Source organism: Spiroplasma diminutum CUAS-1 (assembly GCF_000439455.1).
GTDB classification, from domain to species: Bacteria; Bacillota_I; Bacilli_A; order Mycoplasmatales; family Mycoplasmataceae; genus Spiroplasma_A; species Spiroplasma_A diminutum.
The window spans coordinates 824,175-846,724 of the sequence record NC_021833.1 but is presented as its reverse complement, the minus strand read 5'-3'; the positions used below and the strand labels follow the sequence as shown (position 1 = coordinate 846,724).

The following is a 22,550-nucleotide window of genomic DNA, read 5'->3' as shown; positions in this document are numbered from 1 at the left end:
AGAAAATGGCAGAAGAAACAAAAGTTGTTAAAGCTGAATCAGCTCCAAAAGCAGATTCAAACAACCAAGACAAAAAAGACACAAGACCAAACAACAACAATAGACCTAATGGACAAAGAAGAGATCCAAAATTCAACAGAAACAGAGAAGACAACCCATATGAAGAAAGAGTTGTTACAATTAACCGTGTTACAAAAGTTACAAAAGGTGGACGTAGATTCAGATTTGCAGCAGTTGTAGTAATTGGTGATAAAAAAGGTAGAGTTGGATTAGGAACAGGTAAAGCAAACGAAGTACCAGATGCTATTAAGAAAGCTATTAAAGAAGCAAGAAAATCTTTAATCAGAATTCCTTTAGCAGGTTCAACAGTGCCTCATGATGTAATGGGACACTATGGAGCTGGAAAAGTTATGATTAAACCTGCAAGAAAAGGTACAGGGGTTATTGCTGGTGGTCCGGTTCGTGCTGTTGTCGAATTAGCTGGAATTTCAGATATCTATACAAAATCATTGGGATCAAATACACCTATCAATATGATAAGAGCTACATTAGAAGGTTTACAACAAATGCAAACTCCAGAACAAATTGCAAGATTACGTGGAACTCAAGTTGAAGTTAAAAAAGAAACTAAAGAAGCTACAACAGCTTAAGAAGGAGTAATTATTTTATGAAATTACATGAATTAAAATCTACACCAGGAAGTAAAAAAGACGCAACACGTGTTGGTCGTGGTATGGCTTCAGGTAAGGGTAAAACATCAACAAGAGGACACAAAGGTCAAAATTCACGTTCTGGTGGAGGGGTAAGACCTGGATTTGAAGGGGGACAAACTCCTTTATTCAGAAGATTACCAAAAATTGGATTTACAAGTTTAAATAGAAAAGAATTTGTATTAATCAATCTAGATAAATTAGAAACATTAGGGTTAACAGATGTAAATCATAAAACTTTAATGGATAAAAAAATTATTAAAAATGAAAAAACTTTAATAAAAATTCTTGGTAATGGTAAAATTACTAAGTCAATAAATGTTAAAGTTAATAAAGTATCAAAAAGCGCTGAAGAATTAATCAAAGCTGCTGGGGGTACTGTAGAGGTGATTTAGGTGGCTGCTAAAGTTAAAAAAACTAAAAAAGCTAAGACAACTAAATATAAAAACGAATTCGCTAAAGGTGGTTTCTTTATAAGAAATAAGGACCTTGTTAAACGAATCGTTTTTACTTTAATAGTACTTATTTTAATTAGAGCAGGTACTCTATTAACAGTTCCTGGAATTCAAGTGAGTTCTGATTTTAGAGAATCAGTTGGTAGTCAAGATTTCTTTCAATTACTTTCAACATTGGGTGGAGGTTCAATTGGTCAATTTTCAATTCTTGCATTAGGAGTTTCTCCATATATTACTGCATCAATTATTGTTCAATTGCTTTCAACTGATGTTATTCCTGTTTTAACAAGATGAAGTAAATCAGGAGAAAGAGGAAGAAGAAAATTAGATAGATTGACAAAAGTATTGGCTATTCCATTTGCATTAATGCAATCAATAGCTACAATATTTACATTAACAAGCCAAGGATTAATTAGTGCAAAATGAGAGTCAAGTGCAATAGGGACTGGACCTGCATGATTCTACTATATATTAGTTCCAACAGTAATGTTGGGTGGTACATTCTTAATGTTATGAATATCAGATCAAATTACAATTAGAGGAATTGGAAATGGTGTATCAATAATTATTTTCACAGGTATTGTTTCGCAAATGCCAAGTAATTTTACAAACACATTTAAATTCTGAGTTGAAACAAAAGGTGAAGCTACAATTTTATTTGATGGACTATTAAAGTTTCTAATATATATAATTTCATTCTTATTAGTAATATTTGTAGTTGTCTTAATGAATGAAGCTGAAAGAAAAGTTCCAATTCAACAAACAGGAGCTGGATTAGTTGATACAAAAGATCACACTCCATATCTTCCATTAAAACTTAATAATGCTGGAGTTATCCCTGTTATTTTTGCATCAGCTATAATCTCTACACCAATGACTGTGGCTCAAATTATTGCAGCTACAAATCCAAATAATGGTTTTGTACTATTTACACAAAATTATTTATCATTTGGTACATGATGAGGAATAGCAATTTATGGAATTCTTACAATTCTATTTACTTTCCTATATGCACAAGTGCAAATTAATCCTGAAAAAATTGCAGAAAACTTTAAAAAATCAGGAACATTTATTCCAGGAATTAAACCAGGAAAACCTACAGAAAAATTCTTATCTGGAGTTATTAACAGATTAAGTATTTTAGGATCAATATTTTTAGCTGGTATTGCAGTTTTACCTTATGTTATAAGTAAAGTTACAGCATTACCATCAAACTTAGCTATTGGGGGAACTGGATTGATAATTGTAATATCAGTTGCAATTCAAACAGTACAACAATTAAAAGGAAGATTAATACAACAATCATTCTTAGATAAAAAACAAGACAAATTTAGTGAAAATGAAACTAAATATAATTCACATATTTGATAATAGGGAGAAACAATAAATATGAATATAATATTACTTGGAGCTCCAGGTAGTGGTAAAGGAACTCTTTCAGAGTTCCTTTGTGATAAAAATAACTTTACACAACTTTCTACTGGAGACTTATTTAGGGAAAATATTTCAAGCAAAACTGATTTAGGTTTAGAAGCTCAAAAATACATGAATGAGGGAAAACTTGTCCCTGATTCAGTTACTAATTCTATGGTTGAAAAATACTTAGAATCAAAAAATACTAATTTAATTTTTGATGGTTTTCCTAGAACAGATGAACAAGCGTTAGCATTAGATCAAATGTTAAAAAATTTAAACAATCAAATAGATAAAGTATTTTATTTAGAAATTGATGAAAGTGTTTTATTGGGAAGATTAACTGGAAGAATGATTTGCAAAATCTGTAAGAGAAGTTATCATAAAGTTAACAGAAAACCTTTAAAAGAAGGTATTTGTGATTTTGATAATGGAGAGTTAATTGTTAGACCTGATGATCAAGAAGATAAAATTAAAACTAGATTAGAAGCATATAATACTCAAACTGCACCATTAATTGAATTTTATAAAAACAAATTAATTAAAATTGATGCAGACAATTGTTCTCCTAGCGAACTATATGATAGAGTTGTTTCATTTATAGGAGTATAATATGGCAATTACAATTAAAAATACTCAACAAATAGAAAAAATGAGATATGCTGGACAAGTACTTGGAGAAGCTTTACATGAATTAAAAAAACTTGTAAAACCAGGTATAAACTGTCTAGAATTAGATAAATTTTTCATTGATTTTATTACAAAAAAGGGATGTACAAGTAACTTTAAAGGTTATGGTGGATTTCCTGCTCATATTTGTATTTCAATTAATGAACAATTGATACATGGAATACCTAGAGATAGAATATTGCAGGATGGAGATATTGTTTCAATAGATGCTGGATGTGTTTTTGAAAAATATCATGCGGACTCTGCAATAACTGTAATTTGTGGTAACTCAAAAGACAAAAAGTATGATACACTATTAGAGTTGACTGAAAAGTCACTTTATTTGGCAATTGATCAGGTAAGAGCCGGTGTGCGCATCGGAACCATTTCTTCTACTGTTCAAAAATTTATTGAAGAAAATGGTTATCATTTGCCAACAGATTATTCAGGTCATGGTATTGGTTTAGAAATGCACGAAGACCCATTTGTTCCTAATGTAGGAATAGAAAATACTGGAATGAGATTAGTTCCAGGTATGGCGATTTGTATTGAACCAATGGTTCAAATTGGAACTAATAAAACTGTGGTAGCTGATGATGATTGAACAGTGTCATCAAAAGACGGTAGCATGACTGCTCACTTTGAACATACTATTTTGGTCACTGAAGGAGATCCAGAGGTATTAACTTTATTTAAAACCAAGGAGGAAACAGAATAATGGCAAAAGAAGATTATTTAGAAGTGGATGGTACTATTTTAGAAGTACTACCCAATGCTACATTTAAGGTGAAATTAGAAAATGATGTAATAATTGACGCCTACGTGTCTAGTAAAATCCGAATAAACTATATTCGCATCTTATTAGGAGATAAAGTCACTGTTGCAATTTCACCATATGATCCAACACGTGGAAGAATTACATATCGTTTTAAAAATGGTAAATAAGTAATTTAATAAATATAAATATAAATATAAATTAAGTACACAAAATCAGGAGGTTAGAAAAGATGAAAGTAAGATCATCTGTCAAAAAAATATGCGATAAATGTCGTGTAATTAGACGTAAAGGCCGTGTAATGATTATTTGTGAACAACCAAAACATAAACAACGTCAAGGTTAATTATTTACTAAATAGTAAAATAAAAATTAGTTAATCTTATTAGAAAGGAAATTAATAATGGCTCGTATAAATGGGGTAGAAATACCTAATGAAAAAAGAGTAGTTATTGCTCTAACTTATATTTATGGTATTGGTTTAACAACTTCACAGAAAATCCTTGAGGCTACAAAAGTAAGCGAAGAAACAAGAGTTAAAGATTTAACAGAAGAAAATATTAAATCAATTTCTCAAGAAATCTCTAAAGTAAAAACTGAAGGGGACTTAAGAAGAGAAACAGCATTAAACATTAAACGTTTAATGGAAATTGGATGTTACAGAGGAATGAGACACAGAAAAGGACTTACTGTTCGTGGACAGTCAACTAAGACTAATGCACGTACTAGAAAAGGTCCTAGAAAAACTGTAGCTAACAAGAAAAAATAGTTAGAGAGGTATAAACTATGGCAAATCATAAACAAAATAACAACAAGAAAAAAGTTAAAAAGAATATTGCTAAAGGTATAGCTCACGTTCACTCAACATTCAATAATACAATCGTAACTATTTCAGATGAAAAAGGTAATGTTATATCTTGATCAAGTGCTGGAGTAATGGGTTTTAGAGGAAGTAAAAAATCAACACCTTATGCTGCTCAATTAATTGCAGAAGCTGCAGGAAAAGGCGCAATGGATAATGGAGTTAAAACAATCTCAGTTGAGGTTAAAGGTCCAGGTCCAGGAAGAGATGCTGCTGTAAGAAGTTTACAAGGTATCGGATTAGAAATAACTTCAATTAAAGATACAACACCAATCCCTCATAATGGAGTGCGCCCTCGTAAGCGCCCAAGAGGTTAATAAGTTAAATGAAACAATTTTCAAGACCAGAATTTAATTTATTAAAAGAAGAAAAAAACAGAAGTTATGGGGAATTTAAAGTAGAACCTCTTGAAAGAGGGTTCGGAACAACACTTGGTAATGCAATAAGAAGAACATTACTATCTTCAACACCAGGAGCAGCAGTTTATGCAATTAAAATTGTTGGTGCAGCTCATGAATTTACTTCAATTGAAGGAATTGTTGAAAATGTAAGTAGAATCATTTTAAATCTAAAACAATTAGCTTTAAAAATTGATTCAAAAATATTTGAAGATGATGAAGTTGTTGAATTAAAAATTAATTCAACAAGAGTTGGAGCAATCACTGCAGGAGATATTATTCTTCCAACAGGAGTTGAAGTAATGAATCCAGAATTACATATCTGTACTATATCAGATGGTGGAGTTTTAGATTTAACTTTATTTGCAAAAAACTCAAGAGGTTATAGAACATTTAAAGATAACAAAAAAGAGAAATTAGTTGTAGATGCAATTACAATTGATTCTAACTATTCACCAATTGTTAAAGTTGCATACAATGTTGATGCAACAAAAATTGGTAAATCAGTAGACTTAGAAAAATTAATTTTAGAAGTTGAAACTGATGGAACAGTTACAGCAAGTGATGCAGTTGCAACAGCTGCAAAAATATTGGTTGAGCACTTACAATTCTTTGTAAACTTAAATGATGAAATCAATGATTTAAATGTTATTGGTGCTACAAATGAAGAAGATGAAAAAGAATTAGATCGTTTAATCGAAGATTTAGACTTTACACAAAGAAGTTTAAATTGTTTAAAAAGAGCAAACATCAACTCATTACGTGATTTAGTTTCACGTACTGAAGATGATATTCAAGAAATTAGAAACTTGGGTAGAAAATCATTAAAAGAAATCAAAGATAAAGTTGTTCAATTAGGATTAACTTTTAGACAAGAGTAGGAAGGTGTAGTTATATGTCATATATTCAAAAAAGAGGTAAAAATACTGCTTGAAGAGTTGCTTTAATGAGAAACTTAACAACTGAACTTATTATTTCAGAAAGATTAGAAATTACTGAAACAAGAGCTAAAGAATTAAGACAACACTTTGACAAAATGGTTACACTTGGTAAAAGAGGTGATCTTCATGCTCGTAGACAAGCTGCTGCTTGATTAAGACATGTTGATGCTTCTGAAAAGGAAACTGCATTACAAAAATTGTTTACAACAATCGCAAAAAGATTTAAAACAAGAGATGGTGGTTATACAAGAATTCTTAAACTTGATAACCGTCGTGGTGATAATGCACCAATGTGTATAATAGAGTTAGTTTAATAAATAAAAAAAACATCTTAGGATGTTTTTTTTATTTATTACTTTGGTATTTATATAAATTATAAGTTAATTATATTTTTTATAATTTAGTAATAATTCAATATTTATATTTGATATAATGATTAATGTATGAGAGGTAATACTATGTCAAGTGCTAATAATAATTGAACTGAAAAATTAAATGACTTTAGACTTAAATTAAATGAACATAATGATAAATTAGTTCGTGCAAGTCAGAAAATGATTATTGCAAGAAGTAAGTTTTCAAAGCGTGAAGTTGATTTAGAATTTGTAAAATCAGCTGAAGCTGAGTATAAATTAATTAAAAATGAGTTTAAAGAAATTGCAAATAATGATATTTTTTTAAAAAATGTAAAAGAAAGCAAAGATAAACTTAAAACAGTGAATAAAAATTCAAAAGAATACTGAAAAGTATTGGAAGAATATAAATTAGCTGTACTTATTTTTAAAGAATCAAAAGTTGCAATAAAAGATAGAGGACACGGTGGTCAGCTTGTTCAATTATCAGATATTGCTTTAAAATTGGATAATATTAAATTTAGATATAGAGAAGGTCATCCTTTTGCGGTTAATGGAGTTAGTGTTGAAATAAAACATGGTGATTATGTTGCAATAATTGGACATAATGGAAGTGGTAAATCAACTCTTTCAAAAATTATTATCGGAGTTTTACAACCAACAGTTGGTTCTATTGAAGTTTATGGAAATAAAGTTACAAGAAATAATATAAATATGATACGTAAATTTTTAGGTATTGTTTTTCAAAACCCTGATAATCAATTTATAGGATCAACAGTAAGAGATGATATTGCATTTGGTTTAGAAAATAGAAGAATAGCACCTTCTAAAATGCCTGATATTATTTTAGATTCAGCTAAAAAAGTAAGAATGGAAGAATTTTTAGACCATGAACCATTAATGTTAAGTGGTGGTCAAAAACAACGTGTGGCTATTGCTTCAGCATTAGCATTATCTCCAAATATCTTAATTTTTGATGAGGCAACAAGTATGCTTGATCCAAAAGGAAAAACAGAAGTTAAAGAAATTATGGTTCAGTTAAAAAACACAAGAGAAAAAACAATCTTTTCAATAACTCATGACATGGACGAAATATTAAATGCAGATAAGGTTATGGTTATGAATAAAGGGCAATTAGTAAAATTTGGGTCACCAAAAGAAATACTATCTGAAAAGGAATTCTTAAGATCTATTCATTTAGATATTCCGTTTGTTGCTCAAATTGAAGAAGCACTTCAAAATGAAGGAATTAAAATTTCTGGAAGTGCAAACTTGGAAGAGTTGGTGAAAAATATATGTCAAAAATAAGTAAAATATCACCAGAGCAAAAAGCAAAGCTTTTAGTTGAAAAAAAAGAAGCTAAAGTTGAATATAAAGCTCATATAAAAGAACTTGCTGAAAAGCAAAAAATTGATAATAAAAAAAGAAAAAAAAGACACAAAGAAATTTCAGCATTAGTTAAATCAGATCAAAAGAATCAAAAACAATATCAAAAAGAAATTACATCTGATATTAAAAATGATAAAAAAGTAATGCCACAAAGAGTTAAAGAAGTTAAAGATTGATATAGTAGTTTAGAAGTTAAAGATTCTAAAACAAAAAAAGAATTTAAAAGAAGAATGAACATTGCAACTCAACCAAAATGAGATTTTAATGGAGAAATTAAATTTGATTCAGTTTCATATACTTATAGTAAAAATTCTCCTTTTGAATTTAGAGCATTAAATGGAACAGACTTAACAATTCAAGAAGGAAAAATTACAGCTGTTATTGGTATGACAGGTAGTGGTAAATCAACTTTAATTCAATTAACAAATGGATTACTTGTAACTGAAACTGGTAGAACAATTGTTGGAAATTTTCAAATACCAGCTTCAACTAAAAAAATTAAGCAAGTTAAAGAATTAAGAAGAGAAGTTGGATTGGTATTTCAATTTCCAGAATATCAATTATTCCAAGATACAATTGCAAAAGATATTTCTTTTGGGCCAATTAATTTGGGAGCAAATAAACAAGAAAGTTTTGATAAAGTTCCAGAATTATTAAGAATGGTTGATTTACCAGAAGATTATGCAAAAAGAAGTCCATTTGATTTAAGTGGTGGACAAAAACGTCGTGTAGCTATTGCTGGAATTATTGCAATGGATGGAAATACTTTAGTACTTGATGAACCAACTGGGGGATTAGATCCCCAAGGTGAAGAAGACTTTATGAACTTATTCTATAAATTAAATAAGGAAAAAAATAAGAGAATTATCATTGTAACTCATAATATGGATCATGTATTACAAATTGCAGATGAAGTAATTGTTATGCATAAGGGAAAAGTTATTTCTAAAGGAAGCCCATTTGAAATATTCTCAAATGAACAATTATTAGAAAAAATTGAAATTGAACCACCAAAATTATATAAGTTAGCACATAGATTAAAAGATGCGGGTTTAGATGTTACAAATATTGAATTTAGAACAGTAGAAGAACTTGCAAAAGCAATTAAATCTAAAAGAAAATAGAAGAGGAGAAATCTAATAATGAGAATGGTATTTGGTAGATATATGCCTTATAATTCAATGATTCATAGAATGGATCCAAGATTAAAATTATTTATGATCATTGCATTAATTGTTGTTGTATTTTTCCCTATAGGTTATACTGGTTTTGTTTTAGCAGGGACATTAATATTTTTAATGTATGCAATAAGTAAATTAAGTTTTAAAATGTTACTTAAATTATTTTTCCCAATAATATTTATATTTATTGTTTTAATTTTTATAAATGTATTAATGTTGAATCAAGGATTAACTGATTTATCATCAGGTTTACATCTTGATGAAAAGTATGGTTATGTTTATAAGTGAAAAGCATTTTACTTTTCAGAAAAAGCTTTTTATTCAGCTTTATATATGACTATAAGAATCTTCTTAATGATCACCTTAACTACAATTTTAACTGGAACAACTCAACCTTTAGAATTGACTTTAGCTATTGAAGATTTATTATGACCTTTAAAATTAATAGGTATTCCTGTTTATATTTTTTCAACAATAATATCAATTGCTTTAAGAATGATTCCAACTTTAATTGATGAAGCAGGAAGAATTATGAAAGCTCAATCTTCAAGGGGAATTGATTTTAAAAATGGTAAACTTGTTGATAAAGCCAAATCGATGACTTCATTGATAATTCCTTTATTAGTTTCTGCATTTCAAAAAGCAGAGGATTTAGCATATGCAATGGACTCAAGAGGATATGATCCTCATGCAAAAAGAACAAGATATAGACAAGTTAAATTCAGATTTATAGACATAATAATTTTCATTATTGGAATGGGTGTATTTACTACTTTAATTTGTTATATAAATATTGATTCTTTCCAAAATTTAGTTCAAATTCCTAGAATAGATGCAATTCTATTCTCTAAATAGTTATGTATTATTATTTATTTACAATTCAATATGATGGAACTGACTTTTGTGGTTGAGCAAAACAAAAAGGTCAAAAAACCATTCAAGGTGAATTAGAAAAATCTATATTTAGAGTTGCTCGCAACTCTAGTTTTAGAATAGTTGGAGCATCAAAAACAGATTCTGGAGTACATGCAGAAGATCAAAAAGCATGGGTTGAACTTAATTTTAAACCAAATAAAATTGGTTTTTTAAATGCACTAAATAGAAGTTTACCTTTGGGAATTAAAGTAATTGAAATGCAAGAAATTGAACAAAGTTTTAGAGTAAGAAATTGTAAACAAAAGACTTATGAATATAAAATAAATTTAGGTGAAGATAATGTTTTTGAAAATAGATTTTTATTTTATCCAAAACAAAAATTGGATATAAATAAATTAAAAGAATCTTTAAATTTATTTATAGGAGAGCATGATTTTTATAATTTTTCAGGTCTAAAAGAAGATGAGAAAGAACTTATTGAAACTAAACGAAATATTGATTATATTGAAACTACTTTAGATAATAATATTTTTATAATAACTTTTAAAGCTAAAGGTTTTATAAGATATCAAATTAGAATGATAGTTGGAGCTTGTATTGCATATAGTTCAAATAAAATTAGTTTAGAACAGATTAAAGCTGTTTTGAAACAAAAAGAAGGCAAATTACCTTTCATAGCAAATCCTGAGGGATTAATTTTAAAAAAGATAAATTATTAAAGTATTTTGGTGTATCATAAATGTAAGTTGACTAATGAACTTATATACACCAAAAAATAAATAGTAAATAGTCTTTTATTAGTTTATCTTTTTTGAATATGCTTTAATTTAGTAAGAAGGAAAAGGTATATAATAAATTTCATTTACAATTAGTTGACTTAGAAAGTGCATTTTAAATGCATTTTTTTTTTTTTTTTAACATTTTAGCAATTTTGTTTTTAAATTAAAAAATGATATTATTAATTAGTAAAAATAACTTGAGAAATATAAATGTATTAATCAATAGGAGGAAAATTTAATATGAAAGGAATTAGACTTTTACTAAAGAATGCTTTTAAGTCCGCTGGTAAGAATAAATCACAAATTATTGGATTATCACTTTTAGTTATGCTTGTTTCACTAGTTGTTGCTGTTTTGGCTGCAACTTCAACAAGAGTAGCAGATGCTTATAAAAATTTAAGTATTACTTCAAATATTAGAGATATAGTTTTAGATGTTGATTTAAATAATGAAATAAAAAAAGACGCAGATCCTGATAATAAATGAGATGATTTATCATATTTTAATTTAGATAAAGATTTAATTGATGAAAAATTATTTTATCAACAATATATAATGAATCAAATTGCTTTAAAAAATGATTTGGATGTTTCATTTACTGAGGCCAGATTAATTTCAGGTCTAAAGGGTAAAAATGGAAATATTAAATTAAAAGCAATATCAAAAATAAATCATAATGAAAAAAATGGTGTTGATAAACTGGTAATTTCAAAAGGAAGAGTCTTTAATGGATCAGAAAAAGAAGTTGTGATTGGGGATTCGTTTGCAAAGGAAAACAATATTCAAATTGGAGATATTGTCAGAATAAATTCTGATAAATATGGTGAAGATTTACTTGTGAAAAATACAAAAGGAAATTCACAAGAAATTACTGATCTTAATAATTCAATAAAAAATAAGAGTGCAAAAGAAATTTTAAATGATGCTAAATATGAAAATTTAGTTTGATTTGAGGTAGTAGGAATTGGTAGTTCAGTAGATTTCACAACTCCTTTAATTGATCAAACCACAGTTATGCCAAATATTAAAAATGAGGTTTTAATGTATATGGACCCAAGTTGAATGGGTTATAAATCAACAGAATATAATTTTAGAAATAAGAATTCTCAAGATGAATTCTATAAAAGAACTATTTCAACATATGCTGTTCAAAGTGCAAAAGTGGTAGTTTCTTCTGAAACGGACAGAGAAGCTTATTTTTCTATTAAAAGCAAAAATCAAACAAATTCTCAAGTAATAACTAATTTAAATCAAGAATATAAAAAGTTTATTAATGTTAAAAGAGAAGTTAATTATTTTTATGCATTAAATGACCCTCTATATAAATTTTCAGCAAGAGTAAGTACTTTCAATACAATAATGATTGGTTACAATACAATGGCCACAGCTTTAATAGTAGTAATAATTTTAATTGCTGGGTTTACAACAATTTTAACTACAAAAAAACAAGTTGAATTACAAAGTAGACAAATTGGATGTTTAAAGTCTTTAGGATATAAAAAACGTGAAGTTGTAAATAACTTTATAGCAATCCCTTTAATAGTTTCAATACTAGGTTCATTATTAGGTTGAATAATATCAATTTTTATAGAAACAGTTATTGTGAATGTATTTTCTAATTATTTCAATATTGGATTTTATGGATTTAAATTTAATATAATTGCATTTGCTTTAAGTATATTTGCAGTTTGAATTGCTTTAACTGCACTTGCATTTATTATAGGATATTGAACTATTAGACTTCCAGCTTTAACGTTGTTAAAAGGTGGAGATGATAAAATAATTAATAAATTTTCAATATATATAAAATCATTATCTTCAAAAAGATCATTTAGTCCAAGATTAAGAGCTGCTTTGTTGACTACTTCATTAGGGAAATTAGCTGGGGTTAGTGCAACAATGCTTCTTAGTGCAACAATGATTTCAACAACAGTAATTGCACCAAAAGTTATGAAAGATAACATGACAGCAACTTTTAATGGAATGAATTATGAAAACATGGTTGAGTATACTCAACCAATAGCAAATAATCCATGATCATTTTATAAAACTTATAATCCAAATTTTGATAGTGAAAGTCAAGGATGAGGTCAATATAATAACTCTTCTAATTTATTAATAAGAGATTCAGGATCTGGAAATGATACAACAGGAAATAATTCAATTAATTCAGAAGGTTGAGCAAAAGGTTGGACAGCATATCCATTATTAGAAAATGCCCAATCAAATAAAGCAAAGGACAAAATTAATTGAGAGCAAGTTATTGAAGAACTTAAAAATGGATTAATTAGCCCATATTACTATACTTATGATATTGCAGAAAAGAATGTGTTTTTCTGAACAGAATTTTCATATTTAAATTGAAAAAATATGTCAACAAAATTACTTCAAAATTTAGACAGAGCTGAAATACCAACAGGTATAATTGGTGGAATCGCTGGATCAACTGCATTAGAACAACTACAAGGGCAATGACCAGATTATAGGCAATTAATTAATCAAGATTTAAAAAATTTAGTTAATAAGGAAATTAGCGAAAATTTGATACAGTATTCAACTTTAATGTTAAGAATTTATAGTAAATATATTAATGGTTTAAAACTATCTTACAATTCTTCAGTTTTAAATAATGATGGCACATTAAATATTACAAATACTAAAAAGAAAATGAATTCTATATTTAAAGCTAATAAAAATAGTGTATCTGAATACTGACATTCAGATATAAAAGATGCAACGGAAATTATGCAACTAGCAAACTCAGATTTAACTGCATCATTTTTATGAAAAAATAATGATAATTGAATTGATCCACTGGATATATCACAAAATAACTTAAAAGAGTTTAATGAAGTTCAATTAAAAAATCTAAACACGGCTTTAACTCTTTGATTTGGATCTGTATTAGATGGTAGATTGGGTACTGCAATACTTCAAACTACTTATACAAGGTCACCATATTTTGTTCAAGAGTATATGAAACAAGCTATTGAAAATGAAACAAATTATAATATTACATTTAATTTAGTCCCATATGACAACTCACAAGATGAAATTGGTACGATGTTAAATTCTACATTTAAAACTCTGAAAAACAAATCTGAATCTGCAAAAATATATGGAATAAATCAAGATTCAAATCTTGTAAGTTTATATGATAAGAATAATAATAATATTAAAGAATTGCTTTTTAAAAAAAATGATCAAAAGAATACACCAATAATAATAAATCAAAGTATGTATAAAAAAATGAATAAAGGTGTTGGCGAAACAATAAAATTAGATATTTTAAGAGAAATGCTACAAAATAAAGATAATAAGAACATTAATATACTTGATGATACTAATGGTATAAAATATGGTCATAATATTACCTCAAGTGGAAGAAATTCAATTAATTTTGATGATGAAATGAGAACACAATCGACATATGGTTATTATACAAACAGTGGACTATATTCTGATAATTCGGATTGAAAAGCTTCAAGAGGAGGAGTTGGGTCTTCAACAATTGGTGGAATAAATATTGCTGCCAAATATGCTAATCAAGCAACAGAGCCCATTGATATATATACAAGTTATAAAAATGGAGAAATTTCAATAGCAAATGATAATATTTTAGATAAAGAGTTTGAAATTGTTGGAATTCAAAATGGTTATGGACAACCACAAGGATGAATTTCAAATAACGACGCAAATAATATATTAGAGTATAATCAAGTCAAAGAACTAAATTTCAAAAATTGATTTGCAAGAGAATATCCTGAGGGGAATCCTTTATATACTTTTGATGGATTTAAAGATGAAGAATTAAAAGGCTTTATAAAAGAAGTTATAGACGGTACAAAAAACTATAGTGATTTTATTGATAAAGTTAATAATTCTGATGAAAACTCTGCATGAAGAAATATGAATCAATTATATGAAAATCTATTTCCTATATTTAATTATAAATATAGTCCTGAAAAAGAAATTCTTGATTTAAGTAAAGGTTTTTCTGTATCTCATAAATTTGCAGATTTTAGTTCAATTGGTCTAAATGGTAATTACACAATGATTGAAGAAGATTGCGAAGATAATGAAAATAGTTTTTATGAGGAAAATAATAAATGTATGGTTATAGATCCAAATAATTTTAATGAAGGTTATGGTGTTGGAACGCTTTCAACAATGTTGCCAAAAGAACAAACCAGACAAATATTGGGACAAGTAACTGATTTAGTTAATATGATAATGATAATGTTTATAACAATTGCAGTTATCGTTTCTGCAACTATTATTCTTTTAACAACAAGTTTAATTATTTATGAGAACAAACAATTTATTGCAACAATGAAGACATTAGGTTATTCAAATCCCTATGTTGTAAGACAAATATTGGGAATGTATATTGCTCCAATACTTATAATGTATGTTATTGGATTTATAATAGGTTGATACATATTTGTATTTATTGCTGATTTCTTAGCTATGAATACAGCATGAGTACTACCAGTAAGTTTCAGTATCTGAATACCTTTTGGAGTATTTGGTATTATTGCAGCAATTTATATTGCAACATTTGCAATTGGATGAAGTAATATACAAAAAATTAATCCATTGGAAGCTTTAAAAGACAAAGATTAATATATAAAATTTTAAAAACTTACTTATAAAATTATAAGTAAGTTTTTTTATTTGTAAATAAAATGGAAAACTTGCAATTATATTTTGAACTTGCTAAAATAGAAAACAATAGGAGATGAATGAAATGCTACGTATTAAAATTTTAAGTAAAAAAATAATTAAATATGTATTTATTCTATCTTTAGTACTGCATTTTTATTTATCAACAATTTCTGAATATAATTTATTTGTAACTGAAAAGTCAAATATCATTTTCAAATACTCTAACGTATTTATTAATACAATTTTTATGTTTATATTATTATTAGTTATCATTATACAATTTTCTAAATTCATGTATTATGTTGATATAAATATTCAAAATAAAAATAATATAAAATGATTATTAAAAAAAGATAATTTAGTAATTATTGCAAAACTTGCAATAATTACTTTACCATTTGTAATTATATATTTAGTTGACTTTTTTATAAGAAAAGATCATAGTTTTGAATTTGCAATATCAGTTTTAGTGTTTGCATCATCAAGTGTTATTTTTGTAATTACTTTAATTATTATGTATACAGTTTATAATTTTGTTGTAAAAAGAAGATGAATTACAACATATGAAAAGGAATTTAATTTTATGATTGAATCAATTTATTTTCAATCAATATTTTTAAATGTTTTAAATTTTGATCAAAGTAACTATACTTTTGAATTAAAAGAAGAAATTAAAATATTTTTAACATCTACAAATGAAGAAAATGATATTATTTTTAATGAAAATTTATCATTATTTCTGAACGAAACTAAGAAGGCAACAACTCCACCATTAGTTTAATATATTAAATTTAAAAAATAATTTATTCACAAATCTATTGGATTAGATTATTTTATAATACTCAAATTAAGTTAAAAAGCTTATGAGTAATTTTTATAATACAAAAATTAAATATATATTAAACAAGGAGAAATGAAAATATGAAAAAATTATTAACATTGTTAGCTGCAACAACAATGGTGGCATCATCATCAATTTCTGTTGTAGCATGTGGAGATCCTAATCCAGGTGATGGAAGTGGTGGAGAAACTCTACCAGATGCAAAATTTGAATTAGAAAAAAACTCAATTGAATTTTTTACAAATGAAATTGGAAGAATTAAAATTAAAAACTGAAGTATACTTAATGATAATTCGAAACCAACAAAATTTACTTATAGTGAAGAAGGTATTGTGCAAGTTACAAAATCAGCAACAGCAGATGAATTAGTTGTAACTCCATTTAAAAAGGCTGGTATTGTAACTGTTACAGTAGAATCAAAAATTCATAAAGAAACAATAACTATAAATGTAAAAGAATTACAGGTTGAAGAAGAATTTAAATTAGAAAAGACTTCTTTAGTTACTAAAACATCTTCAATCGATAGAATTAAAATAACAAATTGGGATAATATTTCAGAAGAAAAAAGACCTGATACTTTAAACTTTGATAATGATGGATATGCAACAGCTAGAATAGATACTGCAAATAAGGAAATTGTTGTTGAAACTTTTGAAAAGAACATAGATAATCTTAAATTAAGTTTGATTTCAAAAGATGGAAATCAAACTACGGTAGTATCAATAAAAATTGAAACTGCTTTATTTGATTTAGAGCAAGAAGACTTAGTTGTTAATATAGCAGCTGGAAATATGACAAATGGAACTATTGATCCAACAATTGCCGTAGGTTCAAAAGGTTTTGAAATTACAAATGAAGCAATTATAAATGGTTTCAATACTATGAATGGGATAAATATTTCAGCAGATGAATTAATAATTGAAAGAGAATCTGATGGAAATAATGGTATTGGAGCACTTGTTAATTTAAGAGCTAAAGAAGGTTCAACAGTTGTTAAAGGAGAAGTATCTCTAACTTTAAATCAAAATATTGATCCTAATGATTATTTTGCAAATAAAAACTTAGGTGAAATAAGATTATTTAAGGGAGCTTATAATAAACTTGATGAGGTTTTAAATTCAAGTGATGCGATAAGTTTAGGGGCGATAGTTTTCGAGCAAGTCGGAGCGAAAAATACTCAACTTGAATATGTTAAGGCAAATTTTATCCAAAATTTAGGTGCAGCAGGTAAAGAAATAATGAAAAATGCTGTTACAACTGCAACAACATTTCAAATAACAAATATGCCAACTTTAAAAGGAATTTTTAAAGAAAATATTAATGTTGAATTTACATATAAATTTGTAGAAGAAGATAGAATTACATTATTTGAAGCTCTACCAGAAACAAAACGTTTAAATGTAAATTTTGATGATTTAGAAAATAAAGCAAAATTCGCACAAAAAGAAGCAAAAACTTACATTTATAATCAATTGTCAGAGGAATTTAAAAATAAAATAAGCTTAACACATTTCATTGAATTTACAAATTTAATATTTAATACAAAGGATGAAATTGGAAATGATGTATATGTCAAATTAGATGTATTGCCAGGATCAGATTTATTATATGGACATGATGGAGCTGCATTTATAGGTTATATTAATAATCCAGGGGGTCTTGCGGGAGCTTCAGGTGGTGGAAATCTTGAAAAATATGAAGATTCAAAAAAACTGGATGATAAATATACAACAGGAATGGGATATTTTGATACAATTGCTGCAATGGGTGGAAATTTCTATCAGGGTCACGCAATTTTAGATGTAACTGGTACTAATTATATTGAAAATATGGAAATTCACGTGAATGAAGAAAAATCAATTAATTTTGGAAATATTGAAACAAATTCTGAAATAGTTTTAGAAGTAAATTCATCTAATAACAAATTATTAACAATAAATAATTTTGAAAAAAATGAAATTGGTGATTATATAATTTCCATAAAGGGATTAAAGGTGCCTGGTTTATTTGCATCACAACCAATAATATCAATTAAAGTCAATGGAAAATTATATAGAAGTTTTACTGTAAAAGTATTAGCAGCAAATAAATAATAAATGAAAAATCAAAAGCCATTTTTTAAAAATGCATTTAAAAATTTAATAAGAAATAAAATTCAATTAATTACAATAATTATTCTAGTGTTTCTAACATCATTTGTTTTTACGCTATCATATTCTTCAACAAGCAGAATTCAAAAATCGTATGAGAATTTTATTTCCGAAAAAAATAGTAATATCCATGATTTTATAATTGATCTTTCAAAGTCCTCATATATAAATGACTTTGAAAAAGATTTATTTGGTAAAAATATTTCTAATTCTGATGTTAGAGATAATTTACTAATAACTTATTTACAAAATAAATTTAAAAATACAGATTTTGAATTTGAATTTGATAGAGTTGAATCAAGAACAACTACTTTATCAACAAATAAAACTTTAAAGGTATTTGCACTAAACCCAGATCAAAAGGTTGACAGACTTGTTGTTGGTCAGGGAATGAGTTTAGACTTATGAAAAAAATATACTCAATCAATTAATGTAACTACAAAAAAATGAGTATATGTTAATGAACAATTCGCAAATGCTAATGACATAAAAATAAATGACATAATTAGATTACAAGATGATGAATATGGAACAACTGTTAAAGTTAAAGATAGTGAAATAAAAAAAGTTGATTTTTCACTTTATGAAAAAATTGATATAAATTCTTGAATTAAAAATACAGAATATGCAAATCAAAATTGATTTCAAGTAGTAGGTTTTGGATCAACTGCAGACTTTTCAACTCCAATTATTGATGAAACAAAGCCTTTACCAAATACTAAGGAAGAGGGATTAATATATATTGATCCTTCCAATCTGGGTTTAAAAAATGTCTATTATCAAAGTGTTTTTTCAAATAATGAATTAAGATTAAATGATGTTGATTGAAAAACACAAAAAATGTGATACACAGATAGTGAAATTAAAAATGAAGAAATTATTTCAGCTGCTTCTGATTTAGATAAAGAAATAACTTTTGTTGGAAAATTTAAAAATTCAAAAGATATTAGAACTTCAACAAATATTGTAAATGAATATTTAACTAATTTGGATAAGGCAAAAGAAATTGAGCTTTATGCTGGATATGAGAATACTTTAAATAAAAGTATTCCAATTGCAATTCAAAGGGGAAGTCAAAAATATAAATTTTCCTCTAGAACCTCAATGCTAAATATGACAATTAGTTCATATAAAGCCTTTAGTTTTATTGTAATGTTAGTAACCTTATCAATTGGAATTGTGATGTTAATTATAATGTTAAATAATCAGATTAAAAAAACGTTTGGTCAATCAGGGGTGTTACTTTCTCTGGGTTATAAAAAGTCGTCATTAATCTGATCAAATGGATTATATCCATTATTTATTTCAATTACAGGAGGACTACTTGGGTACATATTGGGAATGGGTATGCAAGAGTTTGTAATTTCAATTGTCAATAATTTCTTTTCAATTCAAATGTTAACATTTGAATTATCATGAGAATCTGTTCTTGTAGTAATTTTTGGAATGTTTATATTTTTAGAAATTATTACATTAATAACTTACTTCTACATGTTTGGAAAGTATACTCCATTACAAATGATTAACTTTGAAAGTAGAAGTTCTACAAATAAATTTAAACTTACAATTAAAAAAATTCTTACAAGAGGTAAAGGATTTAATAGTAGATTTAAAGGAGCTATATTATCAGGTTCTGTCATGAAACTTGTCTCAGTATTTTCTGTTATGTTAATTTCATCAACTTTAATTACAATTGGAACAAGTATGCCTAATATTCTAACTGAGAATAAAAATAAAACTTATATAAAAGATGGTTATGATAATTTAATTGAGTATCAATCACCAATATATAATTCACCAACTAGTTTTTATAAAACTTATAATCCTTATAGTACTTCAAATAATGCAGATGTCAGTTTATCAAAAAATATTTGAGATATGTACTTAAAAAATGATATATCCCAAAAAATTTATAATCCTTCAACTGATGTTGGTTCATTAAATGATATGACATATAAATCGCTTGATTTGGATTATTTAAAAAATGATAAATTAACTATTGATTTAGGAAATATGGAAAATCAAAAAGAACAACTTTATAAAACTGTTATGTTGAATCTTTGACCAGATTTAAAAAATTATGGAATTGATAAATATTGAAATAAAAACTCTCTTTTAGATATTTTAGTAAGTGATAGTAAATCAAAAGAAAATATTGAAGACCTTGAAAAAATTAGACAATTTTATTTAAAATATAAAAATGCTTTGGGAATTGAAAATATTCCTGTAAAAAGTGATTCAAATCCAAGAAAAGACTATTTTAGATTTGTTGGAAAAGATATAACTCTTAAACTTGACGGAGGCCCAATTAAAGATGGCTCTCCAATGATCAGTGAAAAAGATTTTAAAGATTACTTTCAAGATTCGAATTTAACTAGACCAATAATTTCTTTACAAAATACTGGTCAAATTAAAAATGATGAACCTTTTGAATTATCATTATATGAATATATTGATAAAGATACATGAATGGAAAAAAGAGTTACAACAATAGTAACAATATATAACTGAATAATTGCTTTATTCTATAATAACTTACAACAAGCATTCTTACAGGGAATTTATAATCAATCTCCGGCTTTAATTCAAAAAACAATTCAACAAGAATTCAAAAAAGAAGATGGTAACTTTAATGTTACATTTGGTTTAATTCCATATAATGAACAAAAAGAAGATTTAGGAATATTTTTAAATGGATATTCCCAAGATCAAAGTATGAAAATTTATGGAATAAAAAAAGATAATAAAACTCAAATATTAAACGATACTAAAGAAAATGACTTAAAAAATAAATTATTCGAAAGTAAAAATTCAATTTTAATAAATCAGTCACTTGCCAAAAGACTTAAGTTAAAAACTGGAGATAAAATAAATATAAGTCATATATTAAATTCTTTAGCATACGAACAAAATGAATTGGAAATTGATTCTTGAGATACTTCATCACTTGATGCTACTAACACAGAAGATGAGTATACTTCAGGAAGAAATTTCTATTCTTCAACAATGATGGGTGAAGATAATAAAGGGTGAAAAAATTCAAAATTTGAATCAAATGAAGATAATGATAGTAGGGTTTATAAATCAAAAATAAATCTAGCAAGTCCTAGTTTAGTTGGAGCTACAAAAATGTCACAAGCAGTATCAAATGGGACTATTTCTACAAAAAATATTGAAAATGATTTTGAATATACTGTAGTAGGAGTTGTTGATCAATATGGAGATAACAAAGCTTGAATTCATAACGATACTGCAAAAGAAGTTTCAAAATATAGTGAAACTGAGGAGTTACTATTTAGATTATTCATGAAAGAATGGTCTAATCCAGAAGAACCTAATAGTGATATTTTAAAATTAAAAAACTTTATAAATGAATTAGAAAATAATAATCCTTCAAATAAGGAGGCCTTTCTGAAATTTAAAGAGTTTACAAATCAAAGTGAAAATGAAATTTACTTAAAATTATTTGAATCACAATATCCACTGTTTAACTACAAAACATCTTTTGATGATAGCTTTACTGATATATCAAAAGGGGTCTCTTCAAACCAAAAATTTGGAGATTATTCAATGATTGGATTAAATGGTGGAAGCGATAATACTACCTCATATACAGGATATTCAAATAGTTCAATAAATGAAGCAATGAAAATTGATGAAGCATTGAAAGTAATAAATAGAATTAATAGCACAGTCGATATTATAATTTTCTTTGTTGTATTTGTTTCAATTTTCTTAAGTGCAATTATAATTCTTCTTACAATTAACTTGGTGATTTCAGAAAATGCAAAAATTATTGCAGTTATGAAAATACTTGGTTATAAAGAAACTTATATTAGTAAATTATTTATTGGAATATATATTCCTGTTGCAATTATCAGTTCACTTATTGGATTTGCAGTTGGTTGAGCAATAGTTGTGATGGGTGTACATTTATTTACAAATTCAATGGTATTACCGTTGACTTTCCAAATATGATATATAGTTCCTGGTGTTTTGGGAACATGATTGTTATATACAATTAGTAATGCATTAAGTTGATTTTCTCTAAAGAAAGTAAGTATGCTTCTTGCAGTTCAAGGAGGTTAAA

The 22,550-nt window shown here is 26.7% G+C and carries 19 protein-coding genes; all 19 read left to right on the top strand.

The window, feature by feature from the left end; all coding sequences use genetic code 4:
* Positions 1–5: 5 nt before the first annotated feature.
* The 19 genes from rpsE to SDIMI_RS03855 all read left to right on the top strand — a co-directional run bounded on the left by rpsE (position 6) and on the right by SDIMI_RS03855 (position 22,549).
* Positions 6–650, top strand: coding sequence for a 30S ribosomal protein S5 (gene rpsE, locus SDIMI_RS03945; RefSeq protein WP_020836697.1), 645 nt, complete (start codon positions 6–8; stop codon positions 648–650).
* Between the two features lie 17 nt (positions 651–667).
* Positions 668–1,105 (top strand): 50S ribosomal protein L15, encoded by a 438-nt coding sequence (gene rplO, locus SDIMI_RS03940; RefSeq protein ID WP_020836696.1) that lies wholly within the window; start codon positions 668–670, stop codon positions 1,103–1,105.
* Entirely contained in the window at positions 1,106–2,536 is a 1,431-nt protein-coding gene (secY, locus tag SDIMI_RS03935; RefSeq protein ID WP_020836695.1) for a preprotein translocase subunit SecY, read from the top strand. It abuts the gene before it with no gap.
* Positions 2,537–2,554: 18 nt separating this feature from the next.
* On the top strand, positions 2,555–3,190 hold the full coding sequence (locus tag SDIMI_RS03930; RefSeq protein WP_020836694.1) for an adenylate kinase: 636 nt from the start codon (positions 2,555–2,557) through the stop codon (positions 3,188–3,190).
* 1 nt (position 3,191) lies between these two features.
* Positions 3,192–3,965 (top strand): type I methionyl aminopeptidase, encoded by a 774-nt coding sequence (map, locus tag SDIMI_RS03925; RefSeq protein ID WP_020836693.1) that lies wholly within the window; start codon positions 3,192–3,194, stop codon positions 3,963–3,965.
* On the top strand, positions 3,965–4,192 hold the full coding sequence (gene infA / locus SDIMI_RS03920) for a translation initiation factor IF-1 (RefSeq protein ID WP_020836692.1): 228 nt from the start codon (positions 3,965–3,967) through the stop codon (positions 4,190–4,192). Before map ends, infA begins: the two co-directional genes overlap by 1 nt.
* Before the next feature lie 62 nt (positions 4,193–4,254).
* A complete protein-coding gene (rpmJ, locus tag SDIMI_RS03915; protein WP_020834730.1) occupies positions 4,255–4,368 on the top strand; it encodes a 50S ribosomal protein L36 in 114 nt (37 codons plus the stop codon).
* 57 nt (positions 4,369–4,425) lie between these two features.
* On the top strand, positions 4,426–4,791 hold the full coding sequence (rpsM, locus tag SDIMI_RS03910) for a 30S ribosomal protein S13 (RefSeq protein ID WP_020836691.1): 366 nt from the start codon (positions 4,426–4,428) through the stop codon (positions 4,789–4,791).
* Between the two features lie 17 nt (positions 4,792–4,808).
* Positions 4,809–5,201 carry a 30S ribosomal protein S11 gene (gene rpsK, locus SDIMI_RS03905; protein ID WP_020836690.1) on the top strand — a complete coding sequence of 131 codons (393 nt, stop codon included), beginning with the start codon at positions 4,809–4,811 and terminating at the stop codon, positions 5,199–5,201.
* An 8-nt stretch (positions 5,202–5,209) separates the two neighbouring features.
* Positions 5,210–6,163 (top strand): DNA-directed RNA polymerase subunit alpha, encoded by a 954-nt coding sequence (locus SDIMI_RS03900; protein ID WP_020836689.1) that lies wholly within the window; start codon positions 5,210–5,212, stop codon positions 6,161–6,163.
* A gap of 14 nt (positions 6,164–6,177) precedes the next feature.
* On the top strand, positions 6,178–6,537 hold the full coding sequence (gene rplQ, locus SDIMI_RS03895; protein ID WP_020836688.1) for a 50S ribosomal protein L17: 360 nt from the start codon (positions 6,178–6,180) through the stop codon (positions 6,535–6,537).
* A 462-nt stretch (positions 6,538–6,999) separates the two neighbouring features.
* Positions 7,000–7,884 carry an energy-coupling factor transporter ATPase gene (locus tag SDIMI_RS03890; RefSeq protein ID WP_418064539.1) on the top strand — a complete coding sequence of 295 codons (885 nt, stop codon included), beginning with the start codon at positions 7,000–7,002 and terminating at the stop codon, positions 7,882–7,884.
* Between the two features lie 311 nt (positions 7,885–8,195).
* Entirely contained in the window at positions 8,196–9,089 is an 894-nt protein-coding gene (locus SDIMI_RS03885; RefSeq protein ID WP_041618473.1) for an energy-coupling factor transporter ATPase, read from the top strand.
* A gap of 18 nt (positions 9,090–9,107) precedes the next feature.
* Positions 9,108–10,001 (top strand): energy-coupling factor transporter transmembrane component T family protein, encoded by an 894-nt coding sequence (locus SDIMI_RS03880; RefSeq protein ID WP_020836685.1) that lies wholly within the window; start codon positions 9,108–9,110, stop codon positions 9,999–10,001.
* Positions 10,002–10,003: 2 nt separating this feature from the next.
* Positions 10,004–10,741 (top strand): tRNA pseudouridine(38-40) synthase TruA, encoded by a 738-nt coding sequence (truA, locus tag SDIMI_RS03875; RefSeq protein ID WP_020836684.1) that lies wholly within the window; start codon positions 10,004–10,006, stop codon positions 10,739–10,741.
* 300 nt (positions 10,742–11,041) lie between these two features.
* Positions 11,042–15,427 carry an ABC transporter permease gene (locus SDIMI_RS03870; protein WP_020836683.1) on the top strand — a complete coding sequence of 1,462 codons (4,386 nt, stop codon included), beginning with the start codon at positions 11,042–11,044 and terminating at the stop codon, positions 15,425–15,427.
* Between the two features lie 124 nt (positions 15,428–15,551).
* Positions 15,552–16,250, top strand: a complete 699-nt coding sequence (locus SDIMI_RS03865) for a hypothetical protein (protein ID WP_020836682.1) — start codon at positions 15,552–15,554, stop codon at positions 16,248–16,250.
* Between the two features lie 140 nt (positions 16,251–16,390).
* Complete coding sequence (locus SDIMI_RS03860; protein ID WP_020836681.1) at positions 16,391–18,403, top strand: lipoprotein; 2,013 nt, start codon at positions 16,391–16,393, stop codon at positions 18,401–18,403.
* A gap of 3 nt (positions 18,404–18,406) precedes the next feature.
* Positions 18,407–22,549 (top strand): ABC transporter permease, encoded by a 4,143-nt coding sequence (locus tag SDIMI_RS03855; protein WP_020836680.1) that lies wholly within the window; start codon positions 18,407–18,409, stop codon positions 22,547–22,549.
* Position 22,550 lies beyond the last annotated feature (1 nt).